At 56.8% G+C, this 14,839-nt stretch carries 15 protein-coding genes; 8 read left to right on the top strand and 7 right to left on the bottom strand.

The annotated features are described in order from the left end of the window. Positions 1 to 93: 93 nt before the first annotated feature. Positions 94 to 1,305: an acetate/propionate family kinase gene (locus C3Z11_RS04525; RefSeq protein ID WP_106476689.1), complete on the bottom strand. Its 1,212-nt coding sequence runs from the start codon at positions 1,303 to 1,305 to the stop codon at positions 94 to 96. Between the two features lie 269 nt (positions 1,306 to 1,574). Here C3Z11_RS04525 and C3Z11_RS04530 point away from each other — a divergent pair, with 269 nt between their 5' ends. From C3Z11_RS04530 to C3Z11_RS04540, 3 genes are all read left to right on the top strand, one after another. Further along, positions 1,575 to 2,045 (top strand): DUF2243 domain-containing protein, encoded by a 471-nt coding sequence (locus C3Z11_RS04530; protein WP_106476691.1) that lies wholly within the window; start codon positions 1,575 to 1,577, stop codon positions 2,043 to 2,045. After that, a complete protein-coding gene (locus tag C3Z11_RS04535) occupies positions 2,032 to 2,832 on the top strand; it encodes a cytochrome c oxidase assembly protein (RefSeq protein ID WP_262927232.1) in 801 nt (266 codons plus the stop codon). Before C3Z11_RS04530 ends, C3Z11_RS04535 begins: the two co-directional genes overlap by 14 nt. Before the next feature lie 119 nt (positions 2,833 to 2,951). Further along, complete coding sequence (locus C3Z11_RS04540) at positions 2,952 to 3,443, top strand: acyl-CoA thioesterase (protein WP_106476693.1); 492 nt, start codon at positions 2,952 to 2,954, stop codon at positions 3,441 to 3,443. A gap of 29 nt (positions 3,444 to 3,472) precedes the next feature. Here C3Z11_RS04540 and C3Z11_RS04545 read toward each other — a convergent pair whose 3' ends face one another. The 4 genes from C3Z11_RS04545 to C3Z11_RS04560 form a co-directional block, all read right to left on the bottom strand. Then, positions 3,473 to 4,693: an FAD-dependent monooxygenase gene (locus tag C3Z11_RS04545; RefSeq protein WP_106476695.1), complete on the bottom strand. Its 1,221-nt coding sequence runs from the start codon at positions 4,691 to 4,693 to the stop codon at positions 3,473 to 3,475. Positions 4,694 to 4,773: 80 nt separating this feature from the next. Then, positions 4,774 to 6,690, bottom strand: coding sequence for a 1-deoxy-D-xylulose-5-phosphate synthase (gene dxs / locus C3Z11_RS04550; RefSeq protein ID WP_106476697.1), 1,917 nt, complete (start codon positions 6,688 to 6,690; stop codon positions 4,774 to 4,776). 21 nt (positions 6,691 to 6,711) lie between these two features. Next, positions 6,712 to 7,587 (bottom strand): (2E,6E)-farnesyl diphosphate synthase, encoded by an 876-nt coding sequence (gene ispA, locus C3Z11_RS04555; RefSeq protein ID WP_106476699.1) that lies wholly within the window; start codon positions 7,585 to 7,587, stop codon positions 6,712 to 6,714. Continuing rightward, the gene (locus C3Z11_RS04560) at positions 7,584 to 7,916 is read right to left on the bottom strand and encodes an exodeoxyribonuclease VII small subunit (protein WP_262927233.1); all 333 of its coding nucleotides are present in this window, start codon (positions 7,914 to 7,916) and stop codon (positions 7,584 to 7,586) included. Before C3Z11_RS04560 ends, ispA begins: the two co-directional genes overlap by 4 nt. A 364-nt stretch (positions 7,917 to 8,280) precedes the next feature. Between C3Z11_RS04560 and serA the strand changes: the two genes are divergently transcribed. Together serA and C3Z11_RS04570 are read left to right on the top strand one after the other, a co-directional pair. Next, positions 8,281 to 9,528, top strand: coding sequence for a phosphoglycerate dehydrogenase (gene serA, locus C3Z11_RS04565; protein WP_106476701.1), 1,248 nt, complete (start codon positions 8,281 to 8,283; stop codon positions 9,526 to 9,528). A 156-nt stretch (positions 9,529 to 9,684) separates the two neighbouring features. Then, complete coding sequence (locus C3Z11_RS04570) at positions 9,685 to 10,209, top strand: TIGR00645 family protein (RefSeq protein ID WP_106476703.1); 525 nt, start codon at positions 9,685 to 9,687, stop codon at positions 10,207 to 10,209. Between the two features lie 15 nt (positions 10,210 to 10,224). Here C3Z11_RS04570 and C3Z11_RS04575 read toward each other — a convergent pair whose 3' ends face one another. After that, on the bottom strand, positions 10,225 to 11,481 hold the full coding sequence (locus C3Z11_RS04575) for a TIGR03862 family flavoprotein (RefSeq protein ID WP_106476705.1): 1,257 nt from the start codon (positions 11,479 to 11,481) through the stop codon (positions 10,225 to 10,227). A 217-nt stretch (positions 11,482 to 11,698) separates the two neighbouring features. Here C3Z11_RS04575 and C3Z11_RS04580 point away from each other — a divergent pair, with 217 nt between their 5' ends. The 3 genes from C3Z11_RS04580 to C3Z11_RS04585 all read left to right on the top strand — a co-directional run bounded on the left by C3Z11_RS04580 (position 11,699) and on the right by C3Z11_RS04585 (position 13,594). Next, positions 11,699 to 12,250 carry an SDR family NAD(P)-dependent oxidoreductase gene (locus tag C3Z11_RS04580; protein ID WP_262927234.1) on the top strand — a complete coding sequence of 184 codons (552 nt, stop codon included), beginning with the start codon at positions 11,699 to 11,701 and terminating at the stop codon, positions 12,248 to 12,250. Next, positions 12,196 to 12,501, top strand: coding sequence for an SDR family oxidoreductase (locus tag C3Z11_RS16995; RefSeq protein ID WP_262927260.1), 306 nt, complete (start codon positions 12,196 to 12,198; stop codon positions 12,499 to 12,501). Before C3Z11_RS04580 ends, C3Z11_RS16995 begins: the two co-directional genes overlap by 55 nt. Before the next feature lie 214 nt (positions 12,502 to 12,715). Continuing rightward, complete coding sequence (locus C3Z11_RS04585) at positions 12,716 to 13,594, top strand: NAD(P)-dependent oxidoreductase (protein WP_106476707.1); 879 nt, start codon at positions 12,716 to 12,718, stop codon at positions 13,592 to 13,594. A gap of 178 nt (positions 13,595 to 13,772) precedes the next feature. Here C3Z11_RS04585 and C3Z11_RS04590 read toward each other — a convergent pair whose 3' ends face one another. After that, the gene (locus C3Z11_RS04590; protein ID WP_106476709.1) at positions 13,773 to 14,639 is read right to left on the bottom strand and encodes an SDR family oxidoreductase; all 867 of its coding nucleotides are present in this window, start codon (positions 14,637 to 14,639) and stop codon (positions 13,773 to 13,775) included. Positions 14,640 to 14,839: the final 200 nt, after the last annotated feature.

Raw genomic sequence — 14,839 nt, forward strand, 5'->3', positions numbered from 1 at the left:
CCTCGTTGCGTTATCGAACCTAACACTTGTTCGTCAGCGCCTTACACGGTCAAGTCAGGCTCGGTGCATTTATCCTCGTCTACATATTTCTGTCTACATGCGAGCCGCGCGCCACAGCCGCCAGGTATGCTCGGCGAGCATGCCTTCCTCGTCGGTAGGTATCACCCGCACCTGGACACGACTGCCCTCGCTTGAGATCAGCGCCGGATCATTAGCCTGATTAGCGGCGTCATCAAGGCACATCGGAAACAGCGCTGCGAGCTTATTGACGATTGCCCTGCGTATCGGCGCGGCGTGCTCGCCGATCCCGCCGGTGAACACCACGCCATCAAGGCCGCCGAGCGCGACGGCAAGCGCGCCGAATGCCTGCGCCGCACGATAGACGAAGAAATCAATGGCGCGGCGGGCACCCTCCTCGTCGCTGGCGAGTAGTTCCTCCATGTCGCTACTGATACCTGATAATCCCTTGAGCCCCGACTGTTGATAGAGCAGCGCCTGCAGCTCGTCGTCACTTAGTTCATGCTGTTGCTGAAGAAAGAGCAGCGCGCCCGGATCGAGTGCGCCACAGCGCGTGCCCATCGGCAGACCATCCAGGGCGGTGAAGCTCATAGTTGTCTCGACGCTCTTGCAGTTGTCGAGTGCGCACAGGCTGGCGCCATTGCCAAGATGGGCGACGATGACCTTGCCGCGCGCCAGCGCGGGATCGATCTCGGGCAGCACCTTGGCGATGTATTCGTAGGACAGGCCGTGAAAACCGTAGCGGCGCAAGCCTTGCTGATAGTAGCGATAGGGCAGCCCTGTCAGCTGGGACACTTCGGGGCGGTCATGGTGGAAGGCATTATCAAAGCAGGCGACCTGCAAAATATCGGGGGCAATTTTGCTGACCGCGTCGATACCGGCCAGATTGTGCGGCTGATGCAACGGTGCCAGCGGAATAAGCGCCTCGAGCTGCTCGCGTATCGCGCCGTCGATCGCCACCGGCTCGCTAAATGTCATGCCGCCGTGCACGATCCGATGGCCCACCGCCACCGGTGTCATGTCCTCAAGTTCTGCCTTGATGACTTCGCGCACCTTGCCGTAGGCCGCGTGATGATCCGGCACGTCCTGCTCGGAAAACTCCTCATTGGCGATATTGGTCCCGTCGGCCAGTTGGGCGTTCAGTTCGGGATGACTACCAATACCTTCGAGTTTTCCATGCGCGGCCAGCCGGGGTGACTCATTATCAGATAGCGTATAGATCGATAGCTTGATACTGGACGACCCTGCGTTGACAACGATGATGACCGGCTTTTCTGATATCGACATGACTACCCCGCCTGGATCAGAACTGGACTAAAAGACTGGCTTCAGGCGCCAGTCTAGAAGCTGGGATGTAGTGTGCTGGCGAAAAGTCACATTCGGGGTTGCCTTGGTCCTCACTTCGGCGTGGCAGAGCCCTGTTTAGCTTATTGCCCTCACATACCCAGAATTCCTGACTAGAGTGTAGTGTAGCTGCCTCAATCCGGGCGTGAGGCGCTTCGACACACATCAGTGATGGTCTGTGCAGGGCTTTCATGTATGTTCAGGAAACCATTATGTCATCATCTAGTACAACGTCCGCCACGTCTGATCTTCGTCGTTCTTTAATCGCGGCGGTATTGATCGGTGTGGGCTTCATGGCCGCGCTTGATGAAATCATCTTTCATCAGTTGCTGGCCTGGCACCACTTTGTCGAGTGGGGTACGCCCGCCTTCGCACTGTTCTCCGACGGTTTGCTCCATTCAGCTGAACTTATCCTGCTAGTATTCGGCTTTTTCATGCTCGCTGATCTACGCGCGTGCAAGCTATTTTCATGCGCCTACGGCTGGGCGGGGCTTTTGCTCGGCATGGGGGGATTTCAGCTGTTCGATGGCATTGTCGATCACAAGATTTTGCGCCTGCACCAGGTCCGTTACGTCGACGATCTCTGGCGTTATGATCTGGGCTGGAATGCTGCAGGGCTGTTCATGCTGGGGATAGGCGTCTGGCTGCTTCGCCGGGCCAGGTCACGCCATGGCGTTCGTTAGCACCATGCTGATTTCCGATACCTTATCGCCAAGTGTCGGCACCGGGGGTGTCTTTATAATACTTATCGCCTTACTGGCGTTGTACTTGCAGGCGCATTACCGGTTTCGCCGTGTTCTTTCGCCCTGGCGACCTCTGAGCTTTACATTGGGCATTGCCCTGCTCTTCATAGCGTTCTCGCCACCGCTTATGGTCTTCGCCCATCATGATTTACGCGGCCACATGCTTCAGCATTTGCTGCTCGGCATGTTTGCCCCGCTGGGATTGATTCTTGGCGCTCCAGGCACGCTCTTGCTGCGTAGCGTACCTGTCAGCATGGCACGGCGTCTCGTCGCGCTGTTGGCGACCCGGCCGGTACGCATCCTGATCCACCCCGTGAGCGCGGCGCTGCTCGATATCGGGGGCATGTATGTGCTTTATCTCACTCCCCTTTATGCACTGAGCATGACCAACCCCGTGATTCATGGGTTACTGCACGTGCATTTTATTCTTTCCGGCTGTCTGTTTACCTGGGCGATTGCCGGCCCCGATCCTGCGCCACATCGACCCACGCTGAAGCTGCGTCTAGCTGTGCTGTTTGTCGCCACGGCAGCTCACGCCACGCTTGCCAAGGTGATGTACGGTTTTGGCTTCCCCCGCGGTGTTGCTTCCACATCAGACGTTCAGGCAGCCGCCCAATGGATGTATTACGGTGGCGATGCCGCCGAGCTCATATTGATCATTGCCTTCTTTACAATCTGGTTTCGAAGGTATCCGCGCCGCACAACGCCTCGCTCTATATCAGCTTGAAGGGGAGAAAATACACGGTGGTCGTCTTTTATCACCGTTCCGTTCACAATGGCAGGGATACAACAATAGAGGCGCGCCGCACGTATGGGCGCCGTCCCGGCTTGATGACAGGACATTCAATGGACACTCCACGCCACGAACTCAGCATGACGGTACTGATGACACCGACCATGGCCAACTTTTCCGGCAACGTGCATGGCGGCACGCTGCTGAAGTACCTTGATGAGGTGGCTTATGCCTGCGCCAGCCGCTGGGCAGGTCGCTATGTCGTGACGCTATCGGTCGACCAGGTGACTTTCCGCCAGCCGATCCACGTCGGCGAATTGGTCACGTTCCTTGCTGCAGTGAACTATACCGGACGAACATCGATGGAAATCGGCATCAAGGTTATCGCCGAGGACATTTGCGAGAGCCTCGTCCGTCACACCAACAGCTGTTATTTCACCATGGTGGCCGTCAACGACGAGGGCAAGGCCGTCGAAGTGCCTCCTATCGAGCCTACCGACGCGATCTCGCGTCAGCGCTTCGAATCAGGATTGAGGCGGCGTCAATTGCGCCACGAAATGGAAGCACGCTTCAAGGAGATTCGCCGACAGGAAGCCAGCGAATAACCTATACGGCGAAACGATGGCCGGCCACGTTACACGTGGCCGGTAGCCACTTTCATCATCAGGCGCTTGGCGAGGTTAAAACGATTGGCACTGCCCAACCCGCGTCCGGCGAGGTTACGTAGCGGTGCAAAGGGCAGCGTGAAAATATCATGCAACTGCTCGACCGCCATGACCATGGCCGCATTGCGTGGCCATTGGTGGCGTTCATAGGCCTGCAGCGCCTCGCCACCTCCGGCATCGCCATGGGCAATACGTTTTTCGATCTGTCGGCCTAACGCCTCGACATCAGCCAGGCCAAGATTGACGCCCTGACCGGCAAGCGTATGGATACCGTGGGCGGCATCGCCTACCAGCGCCAGACGTGGCCCGACATAACGTCTGGCATGTTGACGCCGCATCGGAAAATGACCATGACCGAGGATCTGCTCGATCGGATCGAGTCTGGCGGGAAATGCCTCGGTAATGGCAAGACGCAGCGCGTCGTTATTCAGGGCCATCGTGCGCTGAGCCGTTTCCGGACGATCGTACCAGACCAGCGAGGCCTGACGATCGTGCAGCGGCAGAAACGCCACAGGCCCGTGCGGTGTGAATACCTGCCACGTGGTGTGTGGTGTCGACATGCGTTCAAGGCGCACATTGATGACCATCGCATTTTGCGCATAGTCTCGCTGCATGCTGCCAATGCCAGCGCTATGACGCACACACGACTGGGCACCGTCGGCGCCGATCAACAGTTTCGCCTTGAGGCTGCGGCCATCCTTGAGTGTGATGTGCTGATTATCATTCTCCAGGCGCTGCGTTACCGGGCTTGTTTCACTTTCCAGCGTGACACGGGCATGGGCGTTTAAGCACTGCCATAGCGCAAAGCGCAGGCGGTCGTTCTCAACGAAGATACCAAAACGCTCAAGGCCAATCTCGGCAGAGGCGAAGCTCAGTGCGGCAGGATTACGCTCATCGCCGGCTTCGAGGCGGTCGAAGAAGGTCTGGCGCGCAGCAGGAATATGCGAGAGTGCACCGACACGCGTCAGCAGCGCTGTCGCACCTTCATTAAGCGAGGTAGTGCGCAAACCTAACCCATCACTGGACGCTACCGGTGCCGGCGCATTGTCGATAACCGCAATGGTAAGTCCAGGCTGGCCGTCGATGACTGAACGGGCATCAATCTCTCCCAAACGGGCCGCCATGGCTAAACCGACGATACCGCCACCGACAATGATGACGTCGTAGTGCTGCGTGTGTCGTTCTGTCATGACGTAGTACCCGCTGGTGAAAGTGAAATTCGAACTGACGCGCAGTATTAGCGCTCAGATCGCTTCAAAAGGTTATCGATTCAACCGCGGCGCCGTTCGATCGCGGCCACAATACCTTCAACATCTAATCCGCACTCGCTGAGCAGCTCAGCCGGTGTTCCCTGCTCAACGAAGCGGTCGGGAACGCCAAGATTAAGGATATCAACCACGACGCCTGCAGCGGCGAGTAACTCATTGACGCCGCTACCGGCACCACCAGCCACCACATTCTCTTCGAGCGTGACGATCAGCGTGTGATGGCGAGCCGCCTCAAGCACAGTCTCACGATCCAGCGGTTTGACGAAGCGCATATTGATGTGGGTCGCATCGAGCCGGCTTGCCGCTTCTTCAGCCGGGCCATTGAGACTACCGAAGGCGAGTAAGGCGATCTCCTTTCCCTCGCGCCGTACTTCGGCGCGGCCAATCTCCAGCGTATCGAGCTCAGGCTCGATCGCCACGCCAGGGCCGGTACCGCGTGGATAGCGCACCGCCGCTGGCCCTTCGAATCGGTAGGCCGTGGTGAGCATACGACGGCACTCGGCCTCGTCAGCCGGTGCCATGATCATCATGTCGGGCACACAGCGCAGGTAGGACAGATCAAGAGCACCGTGGTGCGTCGGGCCATCCTCACCCACCAGACCCGCACGGTCGATGGCGAAGGTGACGTCAAGATGCTGCACGGCAACATCATGAATCAGCTGGTCATAGCCGCGCTGCAGGAAAGTAGAATAGATCGCCACTACCGGCTTCATTCCCTCACACGCCATACCGGCGGCCAGCGTCACGGCATGCTGCTCGGCAATGGCCACGTCGTAATAGCGCTCGGCGTACTCCTGGGAAAAACGCACCAGATCCGAGCCCTCGCGCATCGCCGGCGTAATCCCGATCAAGCGTTCGTCTGCGGCAGCCATATCGCACAGCCACTGACCAAAGACGTTGCAATACTTCTGCTTCTTGGCCTTAGGCGGCGGCGCAAACCCTTCTGGCACTTGGGAATTAGGCGAGGTCTTGGCCGGTTTCTCTTTTTCGAGTTTGGTAATCGCATGGTAGCCGATCGGGTCCTTCTCGGCCGGGACGAAGCCACGTCCCTTACGGGTCACGACGTGTAGAAACTGCGGCCCTTGTCGGTCTTTCAGACTGTTGAGCGTCTGCACCAGCAGAGGCAGATCGTGGCCATCGATCGGACCGACATAGTTAAAGCCCATTTCCTCGAACAGCGTTGCCGGGCTCACCATACCCTTGACGTGCTCTTCGGTACGCCGCGCAATTTCCAGCGCCCCGGGCAGATGCGACAGTACTCGCTTACTACCCTCCCGGATCGCCATGTAAGGGCCGCTGGCCAGCATTCGCGCCAGATAGGTCGCCATACCGCCGACATTTTCCGAGATCGACATTTCATTGTCGTTAAGTACCACCAACATGTTGGCATCAACGTGCCCGGCATGGGCCAGCGCCTCGAATGCCATACCTGCAGTCAATGCGCCATCACCGATTACCGCACAGACCCGGCGCGGCTCGCGCTTGGTACGCGCCGCCAGCGCCATGCCCAAGGCAGCGGAGATCGAGGTGCTTGAGTGACCGACTCCAAAGGTGTCGAATTCGGATTCACCACGCTTGGGAAACGCAGCCAAGCCACCATATTGGCGGATGGTGCTCATCTCGTTGAGGCGACCAGTCAGCACCTTGTGCGGATAAGCCTGATGACCCACATCCCAAACCAGCCGGTCATAAGGTGTATTCAAGGCGTAATGGAGGGCTACCGTCAGCTCGATGACGCCGAGGCCAGCCCCGAAATGACCGCCGGTACAGCCCACGCTGTAAAGCAGGTAGGCGCGCAACTCATCGCTGAGCTGGCGCAGCTTTTCATCGCTGAAACCCCGCATGGCCTGTGGCGATGTGATGGTATCCAGCAGCGGCGTTCTAGGACGCTCGGTCGGTATAGTGTCGAACAGCTTCATAGGCGTTAAGTCAGCAACCAGTCAATGATCGCGTTCAATCATGTAGCGGGCCAGATCAGCGAGTGGGCGTGCGTCATCACCCAAGGATACCAGGGCGTCAAGCGCCTCATCCAGCAGTGCCTGGGCCTTGCGCTTTGCTTCATCGAGACCGAGCAACGCGGGATAAGTGGGCTTGTTGCGCTTGGCATCGGCACCTTGTGTCTTGCCAAGCACATCGGTGGAGCCGGTCACATCAAGAATGTCGTCATGAATCTGGAAGGCCAACCCGATCGCTTCACCATAGCGGGTCAATGCCTCAAGCCGCGCATCGCTCTCGTCAAGCGTTACCAGCGCGCCCAAACGTACCGAGGCGGTAATCAAGGCGCCGGTCTTGTGACGATGCAGTACCGAGAGCTGCTCGGCATCGGGACGATTACCCACCGCAGCGAGATCAAGCGCCTGACCTCCGGCCATGCCACTGCGTCCCGAAGCGTGGCCGAGCGTACGAATCAATGCGCCAAGACGCGGATGATCAGCGCTGGCCAACACTTCGAAAGCGAGGGCTTGCAACGCATCACCCGCTAGAATCGCTGTCGCTTCATCAAAAGCACGGTGACAGGTGGGCTGGCCACGGCGCAGGTCGTCATCATCCATGGCGGGCAGGTCGTCATGCACCAGTGAATAGGCATGTATCAGCTCGACCGCAGCCGCCGGAGCATCAAGCATGGCCATGTCGGCGCCCACTGCTCGACCGGCCGCATAAACCAGTACCGGACGCAGCCGTTTGCCACCGCCAAGCACACTGTAGCGCATCGCCCGCTCAAGGCGGGAATCGGGGCAGGGTGCCAGGGTAAATGCTTCAAGCAGCACACGCTCGATACGCTGCTGCCCCTCATTGATCAAAGCTTGGACACTCAACGGACTGGACCTCGTCGACTGGCGTTTTCTTCATCAGCGGCATCGAAGGGTACCTCATCGAGACTGCCGTTCGCCTGCTCAAGCAAGGCTTGCACCTTGAGTTCGGCATCATCAAGCCGACGCTGAGCATCTCGCGTTAGGCGAATGCCTCTTTCAAAGGCCCCTAACGATTGCTCAAGCGTCAAGTCACCGGATTCCAGGCGGCCTACCAAGGCCTCGAGTTCGGAAAGTGTCGCTGCAAAATCCTGAGGGTCACGCTCATGGGCCTCACCGCTGTCTGGCCCCTCGTCCCGCGGCGCATCCTGCTCATCCATAAAGTCTTTCGCCATAGGTCTCTCGCATTTGGCCTGCCCGATGCGCTGCGGCATCGCTCAAACCATGTCATGGGTGACGCCTTCCATGTCGCATCATTATACACGTCGTGTCCGGCTTGTATGTTGCCTCTTGCAGCATGGCGTGTGCTAGCGTTGCTGTGCATCATGCGTTGTGCTCAGGTTCAACGCGCAGCATTTTCAACCGCAGTGGTATGAGCTGTGTTAGGATAGATGCCCTGTTGCTGCCGGGCTTTCGTGCCATTTCATGGCCACTTCGAACGCTGTCGTTAGGGTCGCAACATGACCGAAATACTCCCAGACGCAGTGCATCTCATCATAGGCAAACGTCGGCAATGCCGATAAAAGGGTTGAAGCGATAATGGCTAAAACGTCCCTGGATAAGAGCAAGATCAAAATCCTGCTGCTTGAGGGCGTCCACCAGTCCGCCGTGGACAATTTACTGAACGCCGGTTACACCAACATCGAGCATCTCGCGACCTCACTATCTGAAGAGGATTTGATCGAGAAGATTCGCGATGTGCATTTCATCGGCCTTCGCTCACGCACGCAGCTCAACGCCCGCGTGATCGCCGCGGCCGAAAAGCTCACCGCAATCGGCTGTTTCTGCATCGGCACCAACCAGGTCGATCTGCCGGCGGCGCTGGAACGCGGCATTCCCGTCTTCAACGCGCCTTACTCCAATACCCGCTCGGTTGCCGAGTTGGTATTGGCCGAGACGATCATGCTGATGCGCCGTATTCCTGAAAAGAATGCTGCAGCGCACCGTGGCGGCTGGGACAAGTCAGCCAAGCATTCGCATGAAGTACGTGGCAAGACGCTCGGCATCGTCGGCTATGGCAGCATCGGCGCGCAACTTTCGGTGATTGCCGAGTCGCTCGGCCTCGACGTGATCTTCTACGACGTCATCACCAAGCTCGGCATGGGTAACGCCCGTCAGGTGGGCAGCCTCGAAGAGCTTTTGGCACGCGCCGATGTCGTCACGTTGCACGTGCCTGAGTTGCCTTCCACAAAGTGGATGATGGGTAAAGAGCAGTTCGCGCAGATGAAAGACAACGCCATCTTCATCAACGCCGCACGCGGCACTACCGTGGTGATTGAAGATCTTGCCGAGGCAATCAAGAGTGGCAAGCTGCTCGGCGCGGCCATCGATGTCTTCCCGGTCGAACCGAAAGGCAATAGCGAAGAATTCGTGTCACCGCTGCGCGGGCTCGACAACGTCATTCTTACCCCGCACATCGGCGGCTCGACCATGGAAGCTCAGGAGAACATCGGTATCGAAGTCTCCGAGAAGCTGATCACCTATTCCGATAACGGCACTACCATCACCTCGGTCAACTTCCCCGAAGTGGCGCTGCCTTCTCACCCCGGCAAGCATCGTCTGCTTCATATCCATGAGAACGTACCCGGCGTGCTGTCGAGTATCAACAGCGTGCTGTGTGACAACGGCATCAATATCTCCGGTCAGTATCTGCAGACTAACAATCAGGTCGGTTACGTCGTCATCGATGTCGACAAGGCTTACAGTCAGCAGGCGCTCGATGCGCTGCGTGAAGTACCGCATACCCTGCGTACCCGCGTGCTTTACTCGGAAGCGGATTACGATTAAGCCTGACACGCCGATATGAAAACGCCCCGCGGCTCCGGGGCGTTTTTCTTTTTCTGCCGTTATATTTAGCCTGAACCATTCAGCTTGCGCCCTTGCCCCAGTACACTTGCCCAGTCACTGCATTAGATAAGACGCAATTAACGGAATACATCAGGTATGGAAATATTCATTGAGCGGCTTATTTACGCCACGCGCTGGCTGCTGGCGCCGATTTATCTGGGCTTGAGTCTCGCGATCGTCGCGCTGGGCCTGAAGTTTTTTCAGGAACTCTATCATCTGCTGCCGCATGTGTTTGCTGCCACCGAAACCGATCTGGTGCTGGTAACGCTGTCGCTCATCGACATCGCTCTGGTCAGTGGCTTGATCATCATGGTGATGTTCTCGGGCTATGAAAACTTCGTCTCTCAGCTTGATCTCCCCAAGGAGAGCGAGAAACTCAGCTGGCTGGGTACGCTTGATACCACTAGCCTCAAGAACAAGGTCGCCGCCTCGATTGTTGCGATTTCCTCGATCCATCTGCTCAAGCTGTTCATGAACGCGGCGAATATCAGCAATGACAAGCTGATGTGGTACGTCATCATCCATCTGACCTTTGTGCTCTCGGCCTTCGCGATGGGTATCCTCGACAAGCTCACCAAGAAAGGTAAAGGTGACAAGGGACAGTACGATCAGAAATATTGACGTGGTGCGTCCATGTCAGCGCTTGAGTAATTTCAGCCATTCAAGCGCACCCTGTCCGGCGACACGTCCGCTCGCGAAGCAGGCAGTGAGCAGGTAGCCGCCGGTCGGCGCCTCCCAATCGATCATTTCACCAGCGCAGAAGATGCCAGGTAATCGTTTAAGCATTAGCCGCTCATCGAGTACGTTAAATGATACGCCGCCGGCGCTGCTGATTGCTTCATCAAGCGGTCGCGTCGCTACCAGTTCAAGCGGCAGCGCCTTGATCGCCTTCGCCAGGCGGGCCGGATCGCCAAATACTTCAGACGATGCGAGTTCGCGCAGTAGCCCGGCTTTTACCCCCTCAACACCGGCACGCATGCGCAGATGATTAGCCATCGATTTACGCCCACGCGGCTTGGCCAAGGCAGCGGTGAGCGCCTCGGTAGACTTGTCGGGGCGCAGGTCGAGCGTCACCAAGGCCTTTCCGTTACGTTCGATCTGCTCTCGGATGGCCGCCGAGTAGGCGTAAACCAGGCTTCCCTCGATGCCATAGCGGGTAACCATCAGTTCGCCGACTCGCGGCGCAGCTCTCTCAGCGCCGCAATCCAGGCTCAGCGCCACCTTTTTCAGCGGCACACCGGCGAACTTCTGCGTAAACACATCGGTCCACGCCGTCACCTCAAAACCGCCATTGGCAGGTTTGAACGCAGAAACCTCGACACCGCGCTCCACTAACCAAGGTACCCAAGCGGCATCGGCGCCCAGCCTTGCCCAGCTGGCGCCGCCGAGTGCCAGCACCACGCAATCGGCGCTTATCGCTTTCTCGCCATTTGATGAGGCGATACGCAGACTGCCATCGGTATTCCAACCCAGCCAGCGATGACGGACATGGATAGTGACGCCCGAGGCTTGCAACCTTTTGAGCCACGCACGTAGCAGGGGCGCGGCCTTCATGTCGGTAGGAAATACGCGTCCGGAAGAACCCACGAAGGTGGCAATACCCAACGCATCCAGCCAGGCACGTAGTTCATCAGCACCAAACGCTCCCAGCCAGGTGCTAATCTGCTCACGGCACTCGCCGTAGCGCGCCACGAACACCTCGCTCGCCTCGGAGTGGGTAATGTTCATTCCACCGACGCCAGCCATCAGGAACTTGCGGCCGACGGTAGGCTTGGCCTCGAACAGATCGACGTTCAGACCCGACGCGCTCAACACCTCAGCAGCCATTAATCCGGCCGGGCCCCCGCCGATGACAACGGCGCGAGGGCCAACGTATCTGCCATCATCACTCATCAATAACCTTACCTGTCTTGACCATGTTTAATCGCGAGGACTTTGTAGATGGAACCCAAATGAGAGGCCAGCTGGAATGACGTGCCAAGCGTAACGTACCCATCACTGGCGTAACCTGAGTTAATGGCCCACGCTTTTTGAATCAACATTCCATCACTCGCAAGCGACCATTATATGTCGTGTGTGGGTTTAATGGATTCAATAGGAGATCATCACCATGGATTTAGGTATCAGCAACAAGGTAGCCATTATCACTGGCGCTCAGGGCGGCATTGGTTTCGCTACTGCGCAGCAGCTCGCCAAGGAAGGCGTCAAGCTGGTGCTTAGCGATCATCAGACGCAAGAGCTAGAGCAGCAGGCCCAGGCACTGGGCGTCCCCTATCTGTGTGTCGAGGCAGAAATGACCCGCCAGGCTGACGTAGATGCGCTGGCCGAGAGAGCGCTTGAGCGTTTCGGGCGCATCGATATCGTTGTGCATGCTACGGGTGTCACCGGAGCCAAGGGTGATCCACTCGATATGAGTGACGATGACTATGAGGATGCCTGGCAGGTTGATTTCATGTCCGCAGTACGGATTGCTCGCGCTACGTTTCCCAGCATGCGCAAGCAAGGCTGGGGACGTTTTGTCTGTATTACCTCGGAAAATGCGGTCCAGCCCTATTCTATTGGGAAGAGGCGGTTTATAACGTCGCCAAGGCGGGACTGTCAGCCTTCATCAAGAATCTCTCTTACCGTGAAGCACGCCACGGAATTCTGTGCAATACCGTAGCGCCGGCATTTATCGAGTCGCCCATGACCGATTCGATGATGAAGCAGCGTGCCGAGCAACTTGGCGTCTCGTTCGATGATGCCATCGCCAGCTTTCTCGACGAAGAGCGTGCCGGGATCGTCCTCAAGCGTCGCGGTCAGGCTGATGAGGTTGCCGCCGCGATTGCGCTGTTGGTATCCGAACGAGGCTCATTCATCAACGGCTCGAACCTGCGCGTCGATGGCGGCTCGGTACAATCAGTGCAGAGCTGAGCAACGACCCTAACTTGCTCAGTATCGCAACTCATTTTCCTGCCAGCCGTATCATAACGTAATAATGCCAACTTTTTACGTAACTAATTCCGGCGCTTTTTTCGACACCTGTACTCGATTTTGACCTGCGATCAATTTGTAAGACGTTGCTTGGCCTTTGCTTAGTCTGAAAATATAACTAGGCTGCTTATTATTTTTACCGTGGAGATTTCATATGGCTAACTCACCCGTTGTCGCCGTGCTCGGCCTTGGCGCCATGGGCCACGCCTTTGCCACCAACCTGCTCAAGAAGAAATTTTCCGTCCGCGTCTGGAACCGTACCTATGAGAAAGCTCGCTCACTGAGCGAAATCGGTGCCACGGCATGCGAGACACCGGGGGAGGCGGTTGAAAGTGCCGATGTCATCATCACCATGCTGCCCGACGGTGACATAACCCGTGACGTATTATTTGGTGAAGCCAGTGCGCTAAAGCAGATACCCCAAGGCGCTGTATTGGTACAGATGGGAACCCTTGGCGTCGATGCGACAACACAATTGATCAACGACGTCGCTCAAAAACGCCCCGATATTACTTATATTGATGCCCCGGTCTCCGGCACCAAGGCGCCTGCCGAGCAGGGACAAATCGTTGTGCTCGCCAGCGGCGATCGTAACGCCGCCCCCTCCGTCGACGTAGTATTCGATGCCATCGGCAAGGCGACTAAATGGCTGGGCGAGGCCGGTGCCGGTTCACGAATGAAACTGGTGATCAATGCCTGGCTGATCCACATGATGGAAGGCGTGGCTGAAACGGCTCATTTGGCCAAGCAACTTGGATTCTCCACCGACGATCTTTGGCAGACGCTCGAGGGCGGACCGCTGGCGGCACCCTACGTCAAGGTCAAGCTGGATATGATCAAAAGCGGTAATTTCGATGCGCAAATGGCGCTGGAATGGGGACTCAAGGATGCCAATCTGGCGCTTGAAGCCGCAGGCGATCTTCCTATGCCAGCGCTTAGGGACATTAGCGAGACGTGGACCAAAGCCGTCGATGCGGGCCATGGCGACAAGGATATCTCCGTTATTTATCGCTACTTGAATACTAACCAGTAAGGCAATTTATTATCTGGTAACAGCTGATAGTTGCTTTGCTCTTTAATAAAAAGGTCAGGTAATAAAGGGCTTAGCCTAGACATGACTGAATATCGCTGTCTGCCATGGCTGGTGACATATCATTAAAATGGCGCCCTTGTGGGCGCCTTATAACACTATGACAACTGCAAATTTTTGCTTACCCATTAACGATCATGCCGCCATTGATATGCAGCGTCTGGCCGGTCATATAGGAAGACTCCTCACTGGCCAGATAAACATAGCCTGGGCCCAGCTCGGCAGGCTGGCCAACGCGTCCCATCGGCGCTTGACTGCCGAAGTCGTCCACCATGTCAGGATCGAATTGACCCATCGTGGATGGAATCAGCGGCGTCCAGATTGGGCCTGGCGCGACCTGATTTACCCGCACCCCGTCAGATACCACCATTTTTGACAGCGCACGAGTAAAGCCGGCAATGGCCCCCTTGGTAGAGGTATAGGGCAGTAGCGTCGCATGGCCTGCAAAGGCGTTGACCGAGGTCGTATTGATGATGGCGCCCTTGGTCTTTCTAATATGCGGCAGTGCTGCCTTTGCCATATAGAAATAGCCATGGATGTTGATATCAAAGGTGCGCACCCACTCTTCATCTGAAATGTCGACGGGATCATCATGCAGCACCTGTTGCGCAGCATTGTTGACCAATATGTCGAGCTTGCCGAAGGTATCAACCGTCTTCTGCACCGCTGAGCGGCAGAAGGCAGACTCGGCCACATCACCGGCAATCAGCAGGCAACGGCGGCCTTCTTTTTCCACCATCTGCTTGGTCGCCTCGGCGTCTTCGTGCTCGTCGAGATAAACAATGGCAACATCAGCGCCTTCACGCGCAAAGTGCACCGTGGCAGCGCGGCCTATCCCGCTGTCCCCACCGGTCACAATAGCGACTTTATCTTTCAACTTATCGCTACCGCGATAGCTGTCTCGAATCCAAAGCGCCTGAGGCTCCATCTCTTTCTCGATGCCCGGCTGACGATCCTGTTTCTGTGCACTGGGTTGCGGCTTATCCATTACTAACCTCCTTGTCTATTAGTGACATTGATAAAAGGCACCTTTCATTTAAGCGCTAATTATCAAATGCGCTCACCTTCTTACGCTGCTTTTTGGCCTTCTACGCATACGCCTTCTCTTCGATCAAAGTAGAAGACTAACCATAGGGTGCAAAATAAATTCTCCGCTTAAAAATAGCAGCTAACGCATATTTATATTTT

Source organism: Phytohalomonas tamaricis (assembly GCF_003012345.1).
Lineage (GTDB): Bacteria > Pseudomonadota > Gammaproteobacteria > Pseudomonadales > Halomonadaceae > Phytohalomonas > Phytohalomonas tamaricis.